The 13,460-nt window shown below is 63.9% G+C and carries 12 protein-coding genes; 11 read left to right on the top strand and 1 reads right to left on the bottom strand.

Annotated elements, in window-relative coordinates; all coding sequences use genetic code 11:
* The first annotated feature begins 1 nt into the window (after position 1).
* From mraY to lpxC, 11 genes are all read left to right on the top strand, one after another.
* Positions 2-1,171, top strand: coding sequence for a phospho-N-acetylmuramoyl-pentapeptide-transferase (gene mraY, locus AC1Z32_RS26020; protein ID WP_062610495.1), 1,170 nt, complete (start codon positions 2-4; stop codon positions 1,169-1,171).
* A 48-nt stretch (positions 1,172-1,219) separates the two neighbouring features.
* The gene (gene murD, locus AC1Z32_RS26015) at positions 1,220-2,728 is read left to right on the top strand and encodes a UDP-N-acetylmuramoyl-L-alanine--D-glutamate ligase (RefSeq protein ID WP_483481599.1); all 1,509 of its coding nucleotides are present in this window, start codon (positions 1,220-1,222) and stop codon (positions 2,726-2,728) included.
* On the top strand, positions 2,725-4,020 hold the full coding sequence (gene ftsW / locus AC1Z32_RS26010; RefSeq protein ID WP_483481598.1) for a putative lipid II flippase FtsW: 1,296 nt from the start codon (positions 2,725-2,727) through the stop codon (positions 4,018-4,020). Before murD ends, ftsW begins: the two co-directional genes overlap by 4 nt.
* Positions 4,017-5,135: an undecaprenyldiphospho-muramoylpentapeptide beta-N-acetylglucosaminyltransferase gene (murG, locus tag AC1Z32_RS26005; protein ID WP_483481597.1), complete on the top strand. Its 1,119-nt coding sequence runs from the start codon at positions 4,017-4,019 to the stop codon at positions 5,133-5,135. The genes ftsW and murG overlap by 4 nt, the downstream gene beginning before the upstream one ends.
* The gene (gene murC / locus AC1Z32_RS26000; protein WP_483481596.1) at positions 5,136-6,527 is read left to right on the top strand and encodes a UDP-N-acetylmuramate--L-alanine ligase; all 1,392 of its coding nucleotides are present in this window, start codon (positions 5,136-5,138) and stop codon (positions 6,525-6,527) included.
* A gap of 25 nt (positions 6,528-6,552) precedes the next feature.
* Positions 6,553-7,494 carry a D-alanine--D-alanine ligase gene (locus AC1Z32_RS25995; protein WP_483481595.1) on the top strand — a complete coding sequence of 314 codons (942 nt, stop codon included), beginning with the start codon at positions 6,553-6,555 and terminating at the stop codon, positions 7,492-7,494.
* Between the two features lie 32 nt (positions 7,495-7,526).
* Entirely contained in the window at positions 7,527-8,279 is a 753-nt protein-coding gene (locus tag AC1Z32_RS25990; protein WP_483481594.1) for a cell division protein FtsQ/DivIB, read from the top strand.
* Between the two features lie 26 nt (positions 8,280-8,305).
* Positions 8,306-9,538, top strand: coding sequence for a cell division protein FtsA (ftsA, locus tag AC1Z32_RS25985; RefSeq protein ID WP_008342980.1), 1,233 nt, complete (start codon positions 8,306-8,308; stop codon positions 9,536-9,538).
* A gap of 108 nt (positions 9,539-9,646) precedes the next feature.
* A complete protein-coding gene (gene ftsZ / locus AC1Z32_RS25980) occupies positions 9,647-10,855 on the top strand; it encodes a cell division protein FtsZ (protein WP_483481593.1) in 1,209 nt (402 codons plus the stop codon).
* A 287-nt stretch (positions 10,856-11,142) separates the two neighbouring features.
* On the top strand, positions 11,143-11,646 hold the full coding sequence (locus AC1Z32_RS25975; RefSeq protein WP_483481592.1) for a redoxin family protein: 504 nt from the start codon (positions 11,143-11,145) through the stop codon (positions 11,644-11,646).
* A 264-nt stretch (positions 11,647-11,910) separates the two neighbouring features.
* Entirely contained in the window at positions 11,911-12,828 is a 918-nt protein-coding gene (gene lpxC, locus AC1Z32_RS25970; protein ID WP_483481591.1) for a UDP-3-O-acyl-N-acetylglucosamine deacetylase, read from the top strand.
* 48 nt (positions 12,829-12,876) lie between these two features.
* Here lpxC and AC1Z32_RS25965 read toward each other — a convergent pair whose 3' ends face one another.
* Positions 12,877-13,362: a DciA family protein gene (locus tag AC1Z32_RS25965; protein ID WP_483481590.1), complete on the bottom strand. Its 486-nt coding sequence runs from the start codon at positions 13,360-13,362 to the stop codon at positions 12,877-12,879.
* Positions 13,363-13,460: the final 98 nt, after the last annotated feature.

Raw genomic sequence — 13,460 nt, 5'->3', positions numbered from 1 at the left:
CATGCTACTCGCCCTCGCGCAATGGCTTCAGAATGACGCCAGTTTTCTGCGCGTGTTCACCTACATCACGTTCCGCGCCGTGGGCGCCACGGCGACGGCGCTTCTGATCGGCCTCGTCTGCGGCCCCTGGGTCATTCGCAAGCTGACCGCACTGAAGGTCGGTCAGGCCGTGCGCAAGGACGGCCCGCAGACGCACCTCGTCAAATCCGGCACGCCGACGATGGGCGGCGTACTCATTCTCATCGGCATCGCGGTTTCGACGCTGCTGTGGGCGGACCTCACCAATCGCTTCGTGTGGATCGTGATGCTCGTCACCTTCGGCTATGGCGTGATCGGCTGGGTCGACGACTATCGCAAGGTCGTGCACAAGGACCCGCGCGGCATGTCCTCGCGGGAAAAGTATTTCTGGCAATCGGTCATCGGCATTTTCGCGGCGGTTTATCTCGCGTTCTCCGTGTCCGAAGCGAATAACGCGCGCGTGTTCGATCTCTTCATGGCGTGGGTTCGCAGCGGCCTGTCGATGGGTCTGCCCGCGCGCGCCGATCTGATGCTGCCGTTCGTCAAGGCGATCAGCTATCCGCTCGGCGTGTGGGGCTTCATCGCGATGACGTACTTCGTGATCGTGGGTTCGAGCAATGCCGTGAATCTCACCGATGGCCTCGACGGTCTCGTCATCATGCCCGTCGTGCTCGTGGGCGCGTCGCTCGGCGCGTTCGCGTATGTGATGGGCAGTTCGGTCTACTCGAAGTATCTGCTGTTTCCGCACATCCCCGGCGCGGGCGAACTTTTGATCTTTTGTTCCGCAATGGGCGGCGCGGGCCTCGCGTTTCTCTGGTACAACACGCACCCCGCGCAAGTCTTCATGGGCGATGTCGGCGCGCTCGCGCTCGGCGGCGCGCTCGGCACGATCGCGGTGATCGTCCGCCAGGAGATCGTGCTCTTCATCATGGGCGGGATTTTCGTCGCGGAAACGCTCTCGGTGATGTTGCAGGTCTTCTGGTTCAAGTTCACGAAGCGCCGTTACGGCGAAGGCCGGCGCTTCTTCAAGATGGCGCCGCTGCATCACCACTACGAGCTGTCCGGCTGGACGGAGACGCAAGTGGTGGTGCGCTTCTGGATCATCACGTTGATGCTGTGCCTGTTCGGATTGTCGACGCTCAAGCTGCGTTGATCTTTTTGCGTTTTCGCGATTTCTCAGGTTCTTGGAAAAGGTAAAGCGATGTTTGGCGAGAAGTTTGTCGGTCGGCAAAGTCCGATGGTGCTCGTGCTGGGACTGGGTGAATCCGGTCTCGCGATGGCGCGCTGGTGCGCCAGGCACGGTTGCCGCCTGCGGATCGCCGATACGCGTGAAACGCCGCCGAACCTTTCCGAACTCGCGATTCACAAGATCGACGCGGATTTCGTCGGCGGTGCATTCACGCCCGCATTGCTCGACGGCGGCATCGAACTCGTCGCGATCAGCCCGGGTCTTTCGCCGCTCGCGCCGGATCTCGCGCCGCTGATCGCGGCCGCGAAGGAGCGCGGCATTCCCGTGTGGGGCGAGCTGGAGCTCTTCGCGCAGGCGCTCGCCGGACTGGGCGCGAACGGCTACGCGCCGAAGGTCATCGCGATCACCGGCACGAACGGCAAGACCACGACGACGGCGCTCACGGGCCTTTTGTGCGAGCGCGCGGGCAAGTCGGTCGCGGTGGCGGGCAACATCAGCCCGGCGATGCTCGACAAGCTCACCGAAGCCATTGATCAAACCGCGTTGCCCGATGTCTGGGTGCTCGAACTGTCGAGCTTCCAGCTGGAAACGGCGCACACTTTCGCGCCCGATGCGGCCGCGGTGCTGAATATCACGCAGGATCATCTCGACTGGCACGGCGGACTCGACGCCTACGCAGCCGCGAAAGGCCGCATCTTCGGTCCGCGCACCACGCGCGTGCTGAACCGCGACGACAGCCGCACGATGAAGCTCGCGGCGAACGTCGCGCAGGATCGTGTCGTGAGCTTCGGGCTGAACGAGCCGCTGCACGTCGGCGATTACGGCTTGCTGCGCGATACCGGCATGTCGTGGCTGGTCGTTGGCATCGATCAGGACGCAAGCGACGAAGCGCCGTCGCGTCGCCGCAAGCAGGAAGCCAGCGAACCGACCGTCGTCTCGAAGCGGCTGATGCCCGTCGATGCACTGCGCATCCGCGGGCTGCACAACGCGGCGAACGCGCTGGCGGCGCTCGCATTGACGCGCGCCATCGACCTGCCGCTGGCCGCGTTGCTGCACGGCTTGCGCGAGTATCGCGGCGAGCCGCATCGCGTGGAAGTGATCGCACAGATCGACGGCGTCGATTATGTCGATGACAGCAAGGGCACCAACGTCGGCGCGACGGTCGCCGCGCTCGATGGTCTCGCGCAACGCGTCGTGCTGATCGCCGGCGGCGACGGCAAAGGGCAGGACTTCTCGCCGCTCGAAGCACCCGTCGCGCGCTGGGCGCGCGCGGTCATGCTGATCGGCCGCGACGCACCGCGCATTCGCGAGACGCTCGCATCGACGGGCGTCGCGCTCGAAGATCACGCGACGCTCGAAGCCGCGACGAACGCTGCCGCGCGCATCGCCGAACCCGGCGACGCCGTGCTGCTCTCGCCCGCGTGCGCGAGCCTCGACATGTTCAAGAACTACGCACATCGCGCCGATGTCTTTCGCGGCGCGGTCGAAGATATTGCAGCAGCGCGGGGAGTGATGCTATGAGCTGGTCGGAACGCTTCGGATCGAAACTGACTGGCCAGCGCAACGCGGTCCCGCATGACTCGCTCGGCGGCCGTTCGAGTTCCGGCGTGCGCTCGCGCCGTGAAGAGGCGAGCGGTATTTCGAGCGCCGTGAATGGCGTGCGTCCCGCGCGCTCGCGCATGCTCGACTACGACTACTCGCTCTTGTGGGTGATGATCGCGCTGCTCGGCCTCGGCATCGTGATGGTGTACTCGGCGTCGATCGCAATGCCCGATTCGCCGAAGTACGCGAGCTACCGCGACTATCACTTCCTCGTGCGCCACCTGATCTCGATCACGACGGCGCTCGTCGGCGCGACCATCGCGTTCAAGATTCCCATCAAGACCTGGGAAAAGTACGCGCCGAAGCTCTTTCTCGTCGCGCTGGTGATGCTCGTCATCGTGCTGATTCCTCACGTCGGCAAAGGCGTGAACGGCGCGCGCCGCTGGATTCCGCTCGGCATCTCGAACATGCAGCCATCGGAAATCATGAAGCTCGCGGTGACCATCTACGCCGCGAATTACACCGTGCGCAAGCAGGAATTCATGCACAGCTTCGGCAAGGGCTTCCTGCCGATGGCGGTCGCGGTCGGCGCGGTCGGCGCGCTGCTGCTGCTCGAGCCGGACATGGGCGCGTTCATGGTGATCGCCGCGATCGCCATGGGCGTGCTGTTCCTCGGCGGCGTCAACGGCAAGCTGTTCGGCGGCCTCGTGGCGACGGCGGTCGGCACGTTCACGCTGCTCGTGTGGGCATCGCCGTGGCGGCGCGAGCGGATCTTCGCGTACCTCAATCCGTGGGACGACCGCTATGCGCAGGGCAAGGCCTATCAGCTGACGCACTCGCTTATCGCCTTCGGACGTGGCGAGTGGTTCGGCGTCGGTCTCGGCGGCAGCGTCGAGAAGCTCAACTATCTGCCCGAAGCGCATACCGACTTCATTCTCGCGGTCATCGGCGAAGAACTGGGTTTCGTCGGCGTGATCTGCGTGATCCTGCTGTTCTACTGGATCGTGCGCCGCGCGTTCGAGATCGGCCGTCAGGCGCTCGCGCTCGATCGCACGTTCGCGGGCCTGATGGCGAAGGGCGTGGGCATCTGGTTCGGCGCGCAGACCTTCATCAACATGGGCGTGAACCTCGGCTTGCTGCCGACCAAAGGTCTCACGCTGCCGCTCGTTTCCTACGGCGGCTCGGGCATTTTGCTCAATTGCGTCGCGCTGGCGGTGCTGCTGCGTGTGGACTACGAAAACCGGGTTCTGATGCGCGGAGGAAAAGTATGACCGCGCAAGCTACGCGAACCTTGATGGTGATGGCAGGCGGCACCGGGGGCCACGTGTTCCCGGGGCTCGCGGTCGCGCACTGGATGCAGGCGCACGGCTGGCGCGTGGTGTGGCTCGGCAATGCGAGCGGCATGGAAGCGACGCTCGTGCCGAAGCATGGCATTCCGATGGAATGCGTGCGCTTCGGCGGCGTGCGCGGCAAGGGCATCAAGACGAAGCTGATGTTGCCGGTGAATCTGCTGCGCGCGTGTTCGCAAAGCCTGAGCGCCTTGCGCCGCGTGAAGCCGGACGTCGTGCTCGGCATGGGCGGCTACATCACGTTTCCGGCGGGCATCATGACGAAGCTCGCCGGCTGTCCGCTCGTGCTGCACGAACAAAATTCCATCGCCGGACTCGCGAACAAGGTGCTCGCGCATCTCGCGAAGCGCGTGCTCGTCGCGTTCCCCAATGCTCTGCCGAATGCCGAATGGACCGGTAATCCGATCCGTGCGGAACTAACGCGCGCATTGCCACCCAAAGAACGCTACGCCGCGCGTTCGGGACGCCTGAACGTGCTCGTCGTCGGCGGCAGTCTCGGTGCGGCCGCATTGAACGAAACCGTGCCCAAGGCGCTCGCGCTGCTGAACGCGGATGAACGTCCGCGCATCGTGCATCAGGCGGGCGCGAAGCATATCGAAGCACTTGAAGCGAACTACGCGGCGGCGGGTCTCGCGCGCGGCGAGGACTTGCAGCTCGTGCCGTTCATCGAGGACATGGCGAGCGCGTACGCATCGGCGGATCTCGTCATCTGCCGCTCGGGCGCGATGACCGTCTCGGAAATCGCGGCGGTCGGCGTGGCTGCGCTCTTCGTGCCGTTCCCGTTCGCCGTCGACGATCACCAGACGACCAACGCTGCGTTCCTCGCGAAGAACGGCGCGGCTGAACTGATACAACAACGCGATTTGTCGGCGCAAAAGCTCGCCGACTGGTTACGCGCACAGTCGCGCGCGACGCTCGCGGACATGGCCGAGCGCTCTCGCGCACTCGCCAAACCGGACGCGACCGAAAGGGTCGCGAGCGTTTGCGCCGACGTGGCCGGCGCGCGTTTCGACGCGCAAGCTCGGGAGGCACATTAAATGAAACATATCGTCAAGCATATTCACTTCGTCGGGATCGGCGGCGCGGGCATGAGCGGCATCGCCGAGGTGCTGCTCAATCTCGGCTATCACGTGAGCGGCTCGGATCTCTCGAACAACGCCGTCACGGAGCGGCTGCGGGCGCTCGGCGCGCGCGTCGAGATCGGCCATCACGAGCAGAACATCGAAGGCGCGAATGCGGTCGTCGTGTCGACAGCCGTGCGCCCGGACAACCCTGAAGTGCTCGCCGCGCGCCATCGCCGCGTGCCGATCGTGCCGCGCGCGGTGATGCTCGCGGAGCTGATGCGCCTGAAGCAGGGCATCGCGATCGCCGGCACGCACGGCAAGACCACGACCACGTCGCTCGTCGCGAGCGTGCTCGCAGCGGGCGGGCTCGATCCCACGTTCGTCATCGGCGGGCGCCTGATCAGCGCGGGCGCGAACGCGCGTCTGGGCACGGGGGATTTCATCGTCGCCGAAGCCGATGAATCCGATGCGTCGTTCCTCAATCTCTTCCCGGTGATCGAAGTCATCACGAACATCGACGCCGATCACATGGACACCTACGGCCACGATTTCGCGCGGCTCAAGCAGGCGTTCATCGAGTTCACGCATCGCCTGCCGTTCTATGGCATCGCGGTGCTGTGCGTCGACGATCCGAACGTGCGCGAGATCCTGCCGTTCGTCTCGAAGCCGATCATCCGCTACGGCCTCGGCGCGGAAGCGCAGGTGCGCGCGGTGAATGTCGAGGCGCGCGACGGCCGCATGCAGTTCACGACACTGCGCGAAGACGCGCCGTCGCTCGACATCGTGCTGAACCTGCCGGGCACGCACAACGTGCAGAACGCGCTCGCGGCAATTGCAATTGCGACTGAACTTGAAGTCGCGGATGCCGATATCCAGCGTGCACTCGCCGAATTCAACGGCGTGGGCCGGCGTTTCCAGCGTTACGGCGAAGTGAAGGCGAGCAGCGGCGAAGGCGCGTACACGCTGATCGACGACTACGGTCATCACCCCGTGGAAATGGCCGCGACGATCGCGGCGGCGCGCGGCGCGTTTCCCGACCGGCGTCTCGTGCTCGCGTTCCAGCCGCATCGCTATACGCGCACGCGCGATTGCTTCGAGGACTTCGTGAAGGTGCTGTCGACCGTCGATGCCCTCGTGCTCACCGATGTCTACGCCGCGGGCGAAGCGCCTATCGTCGCGGCGGACGGCCGCGCGCTGGCGCGCGCGATTCGCGTCGCGGGCAAGGTCGAGCCGGTGTTCGTCGAAACGATCGACGAAGTGCCTGACGCGGTCACGACGATCGCGCGCGGCGGCGATGTGGTGATCGCGATGGGCGCGGGCTCCATCGGCGGCGTGTGCGGAAAACTGGCAAACGGCCAGAACTGAAATGAAAGACGTAACGAGTAATCAAGTGAATCAAATCGATCCGAAAGTCTTCGGCAAAGTCGCGGTGCTGCTCGGTGGAAATTCCGCCGAGCGCGAGGTCTCGCTCAATTCCGGGCGCCTCGTGCTCGAAGGTCTGCGCGAAGCGGGCATCGACGCGCATCCGTTCGATCCCGCCAGGCATCCGCTTTCGGATCTGAAGGCTCAGGGCTTCGTGCGCGCGTTCATCGCGCTGCATGGCGGTTATGGCGAGAACGGACAACTGCAAGGCGCGCTCGATTTCTACGGCATCCGCTACACGGGCAGCGGCGTGCTCGGTTCGGCGCTCGGCATGGACAAGCTGCGCACGAAACTCGTGTGGCAGCAGACCGGCATTCCAACGCCGCCGTTCGAAACCGTCTTCCGCGGCGAAGACTATGCGGCGCGTGCGCAGGACGCCATCGCGAAGCTCGGGCTTCCGCTCTTCGTGAAGCCGGCGAGCGAAGGCTCGAGCGTGGCCGTCATCAAGGTGAAGAGCGCGGAGGCGCTCGTGCCCGCGCTCGAGGAAGCCGCGAAGTACGACAAGATCGTGATCGTCGAGAAGAGCATCGAGGGCGGCGGCGAGTTCACGTGCTGCATCGCGGGCGACCTTGACTTGCCAGTCATCAAGATCGTGCCGGCGGGCGAGTTCTACGACTACCACGCGAAGTACGTCGCCGACGACACGCAATACCTGATTCCGTGCGGCCTGACGGAAGCCGAGGAAGCGCGCATGAAGCAGCTGACCAAGCGCGCGTTCGAGATTCTCGGCTGCACCGACTGGGGCCGCGCCGACTTCATGCTCGATGCGGACGGCAACCCGTATTTCCTGGAGGTGAACACGGCGCCCGGCATGACGGATCACTCGCTGCCGCCGAAGGCCGCGCGCGCGGTGGGCATCAGCTACAAGGATCTCGTCGTGAAGGTGCTGTCGCTCACGCTGAAGAACTAGGTCGATCACACAGGACACGAACAATCGAAACCATGTGGAACAACGTTCGCCAGATGAACCTCGCCAGCAGCGCACTGCACGCCATCTTCGTGCTGTCGCTGCTCGGCGCCGCCGGTATCTGGGCGATCCAGCGTCCTGAGTTTCGCCTGCGCGCGATCCAGATCGACGGAGACACGGCGCACATCAGCTCGCCGGTCGTTCGCGCGAGCGTGGTCGGTCATCTGAAGGGCAACTTCTTCACCGTCGATCTCGATGCGGCGCGCGCCGCGTTCGAGCAGGTGCCGTGGGTGCGCCATGCGAGCGTGCGGCGCGTCTGGCCGAATGCGCTCGCGGTCACGCTCGAGGAATACAAGCCGCTCGGCACCTGGGGCACGGATCAACTGGTGAGCGTGGACGGCGAACTCTTCACGGCGAACCAGGGCGAGCTCGACGACGACCTTCCCGCGTTCGACGGCCCCGAGGGCACGGCGAAGGAAGTGGTCGCGCGCTATCACGATTTCCAGAAGTGGTTCGCGCCGCTCGACGCGCAACCCGACGAAGTGACGCTGTCGCCGCGTTTCGCGTGGACGGTGAAGCTGTCGAACGGCACGCAGATCGAGCTTGGCCGTGAACGCAATCAGGACACGCTGAACGAGCGCTGCAAGCGTTTCGTGGCGTCGTGGTCTTCCGTGACGGGACGATGGGGGAAAGACATCGAATATGCGGATTTGCGTTACCCGAACGGCTTCGCGATACGCGCTGCCGGCATGCGCTTCATCAACGACACCGACAAGGCCAAGAAGTAAGCAGACATCACAGGCATGAGCACGCTATGAGCAAAGACTACAAAGACCTGCTGGTTTCCCTCGACATCGGAACGTCGAAGGTGGTCGCGATCGTCGCCGAACTGAAGGGCGAAGGCCACTACGAGGTGATCGGACTCGGTCAGAGCGACTCGAAGGGGTTGAAGAAGGGGGTCGTGGTCAATATCGAGGCCACGGTGCAATCCATCCAGCGCGCGCTCGAAGAAGCCGAACTGATGGCGGATTGCAAGATCACAAACGTATTCACCGGCATCGCGGGCAGCCATATCCGCAGCTTCAATTCGAGCGGCATGGTCGCGATCAAGGACAAGGAAGTCACGCAGGCGGACGTCGCACGCGTGATCGAGACGGCCAAGGCGATCAACATCCCGACCGATCAGCAGGTGCTGCACATCCTGACGCAGGAATTCATCATCGACGGCCAGGAAGACGTGCGCGAGCCGATCGGCATGAGCGGCATCCGGCTCGAAGTGAAGGTGCATATCGTGACGGGCGCGGTGAGCGCGGCGCAGAACATCGTGAAGTGCGTGCGCCGCTGCGGGCTCGAAGTGAACGATCTGATCCTGCAGCCGCTTGCGTCGTCGCTCGCGGTGCTGACGGAGGACGAGAAGGAACTGGGCGTCGTGCTCGTCGATATCGGCGGCGGTACGACCGATATCGCCATCTTCAGCGAGGGCGCGATCCGTCATACGGCCGTGATCCCCATCGCCGGCGATCAGATCACGAGCGACGTCGCGATGGCGCTGCGCACGCCAACACCGGACGCGGAAGACATCAAGGTGAGCTACGGCATCGCGAAGCAGGCGCTCGCCGATCCGGACGAAATGATCGAAGTGCCGGGGCTCGGCGAGCGCGGTCCGCGCACGCTGTCGCGCCAGGCGCTGGCGGCGGTCGTCGAGCCGCGCGTCGAAGAGCTGTTCTCGCTGGTGCAGCAGGTCGTGCGCGAGTCGGGCTACGAAGAGCTGCTGTCGAGCGGCGTCGTGCTGACCGGCGGCGCGGCGATGATGCCCGGCATGGTCGAGCTCGGCGAAGACATCTTCTTGAAGCCGGTGCGCATCGGCGTGCCGGAATACGCGGGCGGTCTCGCGGACGTGGTGCGCAATCCGCGCTACTCGACAGCGATGGGCCTGCTCGCGGAAGGACGTTCGCAACGCATGCGCGGCCGGAAGGTCGCGGTGCAAAACGGTTCGATGGGACAAGTGTTTTCGAGGATGAAGGACTGGTTCCTCGGAAACTTCTAAGCAAAACGCATCGAAGAATTACGCGCTGGTACCGGCGGCTGGCGCGCGACGAAAGGTTGCCCGATCTCTCGTCGAATAACGCCGATCTTCATTCTTGACGGAGGCAACATGGATTTCGAAATGCTGGAAACGGAAACCAACGGCACGATCATCAAGGTCGTGGGTGTTGGTGGCGCTGGCGGCAACGCGGTTCAGCACATGATCAACCGCGGTGTGCAGGGCGTGGACTTCATCGTGATGAACACCGACGCGCAGGCGCTCGCCCGTTCGCGCGCGCCGGCGGTTCTGCAACTGGGCATGACCGGTCTCGGCGCGGGCGCGAAACCGGAGAAGGGCAAGGAAGCGGCGGAAGATGCACGCGAGCGCATCGCCGATGCACTGCGCGGCGCGCACATGGTGTTCATCACCGCCGGCATGGGCGGCGGCACGGGCACGGGCGCAGCACCGGTGGTCGCGCAGATCGCGAAGGAAATGGGCATTCTGACCGTCGGGGTGGTGAGCAAGCCGTTCGAGTTCGAAGGCGGCCGTCGCATGCGCGTCGCGGAAGCAGGCTCGCAGCAACTGGAGGATCACGTCGACTCGCTGATCGTCGTGCTCAACGACAAGCTGTTCGAGGTGATGGGCGATGACGCCGAGATGGACAAGTGCTTCCAGTGCGCGGACGACGTGCTGAACAACGCAGTTGCCGGTATCGCGGAAATCATCAACGTCGATGGCCTCGTGAACGTCGACTTCGAAGACGTGAAGACCGTGATGGGCGAGCAGGGCAAGGCGATGATGGGCACGGCGACGGTTGCCGGCGTCGATCGCGCGCGTCTGGCTGCCGAGCAGGCTGTCGCAAGTCCGCTGCTGGAAGGGGTGGATCTGTCGGGTGCGCGCGGCGTGCTGGTGAACATCACGTCGAGCCGTTCGCTGCGTCTGTCGGAAACGCGCGAAGTGATGAACACGATCAAAAGCTACGCGGCTGACGACGCAACGGTCATCTTCGGCGCGGTGTACGACGACGCGATGGGCGACGCGCTGCGTGTGACGGTGGTGGCAACGGGCCTGGGCCGTGCGGCGAAGAAGCAGCAGCAAGCGCCGATGACCCTCCTGCGCACGGGCACCGACAATCAGCCGGTCGCGCACGCGCATCACGCAGCGCACAATTCGTACGGCACGCAGCACGGTCAGGGCACGACGGATTACGGTCAGCTCGACACGCCGGCAGTGTGGCGTTCGACGCGTGAAACGGCGGCATCGCACGTGCAGGCGTTGCAGGAGAAGGGCGTCGATACGTACGACATCCCGGCGTTCCTGCGCAAGCAGGCGGACTGAGCGCGGCGCACGTTATTTGCTGCAAGGTTGGTGATGACGATGCAACCCACCGCGTGCACGCGCTGAATATCCGGCGCGGATGATGCAGGCGTCAGTGGGGCGACTGTCCAAGGCCGCGTCCTGATTTGCAATGGACGCCTGGCCGTGGCCAGCCGACCCCCACGAATCTGTTCCTGAAGTCGAGGAAGGCAGATTGACGCCGAATTCGCCGCAATGGCATTCGGCGACGCAGCGGGACGATGCAATCGCGAGGATGTCCGCGAGCACTGACGAGGGAAGGACCGAGCATGATCAAAGTGGGTGAAACGTTGCCCGATGTGCGTCTCTTCGAGTTCATCGATGAGGCCACTGAAGGCTGTGCCGTGGGACCGAATGCGTTCCCGGCGCGCGAGCGGTGCGCAGGCAAGCGCGTGGTGATCTTCGGATTGCCGGGCGCGTTCACGCCGACGTGCTCCGCCAGACACGTGCCCGGCTACGTCGATGCGGCGGCGGATCTGTCCGCGGCCGGCATCGACGAGGTCTGGTGCGTTTCCGTCAACGACGCGTTCGTCATGAGCGCGTGGGGACGCGATCTTCAAACCGCGGGCAAGGTGAAGATGATCGCGGACGGCAGTGCGCGTTTCACTCAGGCACTCGGACTGGATCAGGATTTGTCGGAGCGTGGCATGGGAATCCGTTCCCAGCGCTACGCGATGGTGGTCGACGACGGCGTGGTCAAGACGCTGAAAGTCGAAGCGCCCGGCAAGTTCGAAGTCAGCGACGCTCGAAGCATCCTGGCGACGTTGCGCTGAATGCAGCGGCGCCGCGTTGCCTGCGCGCAACGCTCAAGGCGCCCTCGCAGTGAGCAGCAACTTGGGGCCGATGACCGGAAATGCCTCCATTCCGGGCATCGGCCCGTTCTACTTCAAAAATTCGCGGCTAACCCGTAACACAGGGAAACAGTTGATACCTCCTCGATCAGGACGGCGCGCGACGAATGGAGTATAATTAGAGCTATTGGTATTTAATGCGCGATTAATTCTCTTAATAGGGAATATGAATCGGAAAAGAACATCATGTTGAAGCAGCGAACAATCAAGACCGTTGTCAAAACCGTGGGAATCGGGCTCCATTCCGGCCGCAAGGTCGAATTGACCCTGCGTCCCGCGCCCATTGGCACGGGCGTCGTGTTTTCGCGGATCGACCTGCCCGAGCCGGTCGATATCCCCGCGTCGGCAATGGCGATCGGCGACACCCGTCTCGCGTCCGTGTTGCAGAAGGACGGCGCGCGCGTGTCCACCATCGAGCACTTGATGTCGGCGTGCGCGGGCCTCGGTATCGACAACCTGTATGTCGATGTAACCGCCGAGGAAATCCCGATCATGGACGGCAGCGCGGCTTCTTTCGTGTTTCTGATCCAGTCGGCAGGTATCGAGGAACAGAACGCGGCGAAGAAATTCATCAAGGTGACGAAACCGGTGGAAGTACGCGAAGGCGATAAATTCGCGCGGCTCGAACCGTATTTCGGTTTTAAGCTGAGCTTTACCATCGATTTTCGTCATCCGGCCGTCGATAAAACCGGCCAGGCGCTGGAAGTGGATTTTGCGACCACGTCGTATGTGCGTGAAATCGCCCGTGCGCGCACGTTCGGTTTTGCGCACGAAGTCGAAATGATGCGTGAACTGGGCCTGGCGCGCGGCGGCAGCATGGACAACGCGATCGTGCTGGACGAATACCGCATCCTGAACAACGACGGCCTGCGTTACGACGACGAATTCGTGAAGCACAAGATGCTCGACGCGATCGGCGATCTATACGTGGTCGGCCATCCGTTGCTGGCGTCGTACAAGGCGTACAAGGGCGGCCACGCGATGAACAACATGCTGCTGCGCGAATTGCTCGCGAACGAAGACGCTTATGAAATCGTCACGTTCGAGGACACGCAGAAGGCGCCGCGCGGTTTCGGATTCGATACGCAAACGGCTTTCGCCTGATATTTGGCGGGCAGTGAACGGTGAGATGAGCGGCAGCGTAAGCGCCGCTCATTTTTTTTGCGCGCGTCCCTGGTGGCGCGACGCCATGCGTGCGAGCGCCTCCTGCAGCGGCGAGGGCTCGAGCGTCTCGGCCAGCTCGCGCAGCGCCGACGCGCCCACCGGCGACATGCGCGCCTGTTTCGGCGGCGCGGGTTCCTTCATCGGCTGAGGGCGCACGCGGATTTTGAGCGCGTTGACGGCCCAGCCGCGCTGCTGAAGATCCGAGAGCAGACGCGGTTCCAGATGCCGCAAGCGCGCCGCGAGCGCATTATGAGCGGCGAAGAGCGCGAGCACGCCATCCTTGATGAATCCCGGCTCCACGTTCGACGCCAGATAATCCGGCAAAAGCGCGCTCAGATCGCGCTGCAACGAAGCCACCTGCTCGACGCCCGCACGCAGCGCGCGAAAGGCATCGGTGCGGTCGAGCACGTCGGCGACGGCTTGCGGCCGGCGCGGATCGAATCGCGATCTTGAATTTGTAGAAAAGCGGCTCATTTTTGATTAGGCGAACGCCCGATGAAACGGTTCGATTGTACGCGAGGCAAGCCATTGCCGATGTGCGCGGCTTCTTTCGAGGCCGCCCGCGCGGCAGC

The sequence above is a fragment of the Caballeronia sp. 11_S32 genome (assembly GCF_056930355.1).
The sequence above is the reverse complement of the archived record's forward strand: the minus strand, read 5'-3'. Positions and strand labels throughout refer to the sequence as shown.

What these genes read in the sequence shown, in the direction of transcription:
- murC (WP_483481596.1), top strand. Translation starts at nt 5,136, where the DNA reads ATGAAACATATCGTCAAGCATATTCACTTCGTCGGGATCGGCGGCGCG.
- murD (WP_483481599.1), top strand. Translation starts at nt 1,220, where the DNA reads ATGTTTGGCGAGAAGTTTGTCGGTCGGCAAAGTCCGATGGTGCTCGTG.
- ftsA (WP_008342980.1), top strand. Translation starts at nt 8,306, where the DNA reads ATGAGCAAAGACTACAAAGACCTGCTGGTTTCCCTCGACATCGGAACG.
- ftsZ (WP_483481593.1), top strand. Translation starts at nt 9,647, where the DNA reads ATGGATTTCGAAATGCTGGAAACGGAAACCAACGGCACGATCATCAAG.
- AC1Z32_RS25965 (WP_483481590.1), bottom strand. Translation starts at nt 13,362, where the DNA reads ATGAGCCGCTTTTCTACAAATTCAAGATCGCGATTCGATCCGCGCCGG.
- mraY (WP_062610495.1), top strand. Translation starts at nt 2, where the DNA reads ATGCTACTCGCCCTCGCGCAATGGCTTCAGAATGACGCCAGTTTTCTG.
- ftsW (WP_483481598.1), top strand. Translation starts at nt 2,725, where the DNA reads ATGAGCTGGTCGGAACGCTTCGGATCGAAACTGACTGGCCAGCGCAAC.
- AC1Z32_RS25975 (WP_483481592.1), top strand. Translation starts at nt 11,143, where the DNA reads ATGATCAAAGTGGGTGAAACGTTGCCCGATGTGCGTCTCTTCGAGTTC.
- AC1Z32_RS25990 (WP_483481594.1), top strand. Translation starts at nt 7,527, where the DNA reads ATGTGGAACAACGTTCGCCAGATGAACCTCGCCAGCAGCGCACTGCAC.
- murG (WP_483481597.1), top strand. Translation starts at nt 4,017, where the DNA reads ATGACCGCGCAAGCTACGCGAACCTTGATGGTGATGGCAGGCGGCACC.
- lpxC (WP_483481591.1), top strand. Translation starts at nt 11,911, where the DNA reads ATGTTGAAGCAGCGAACAATCAAGACCGTTGTCAAAACCGTGGGAATC.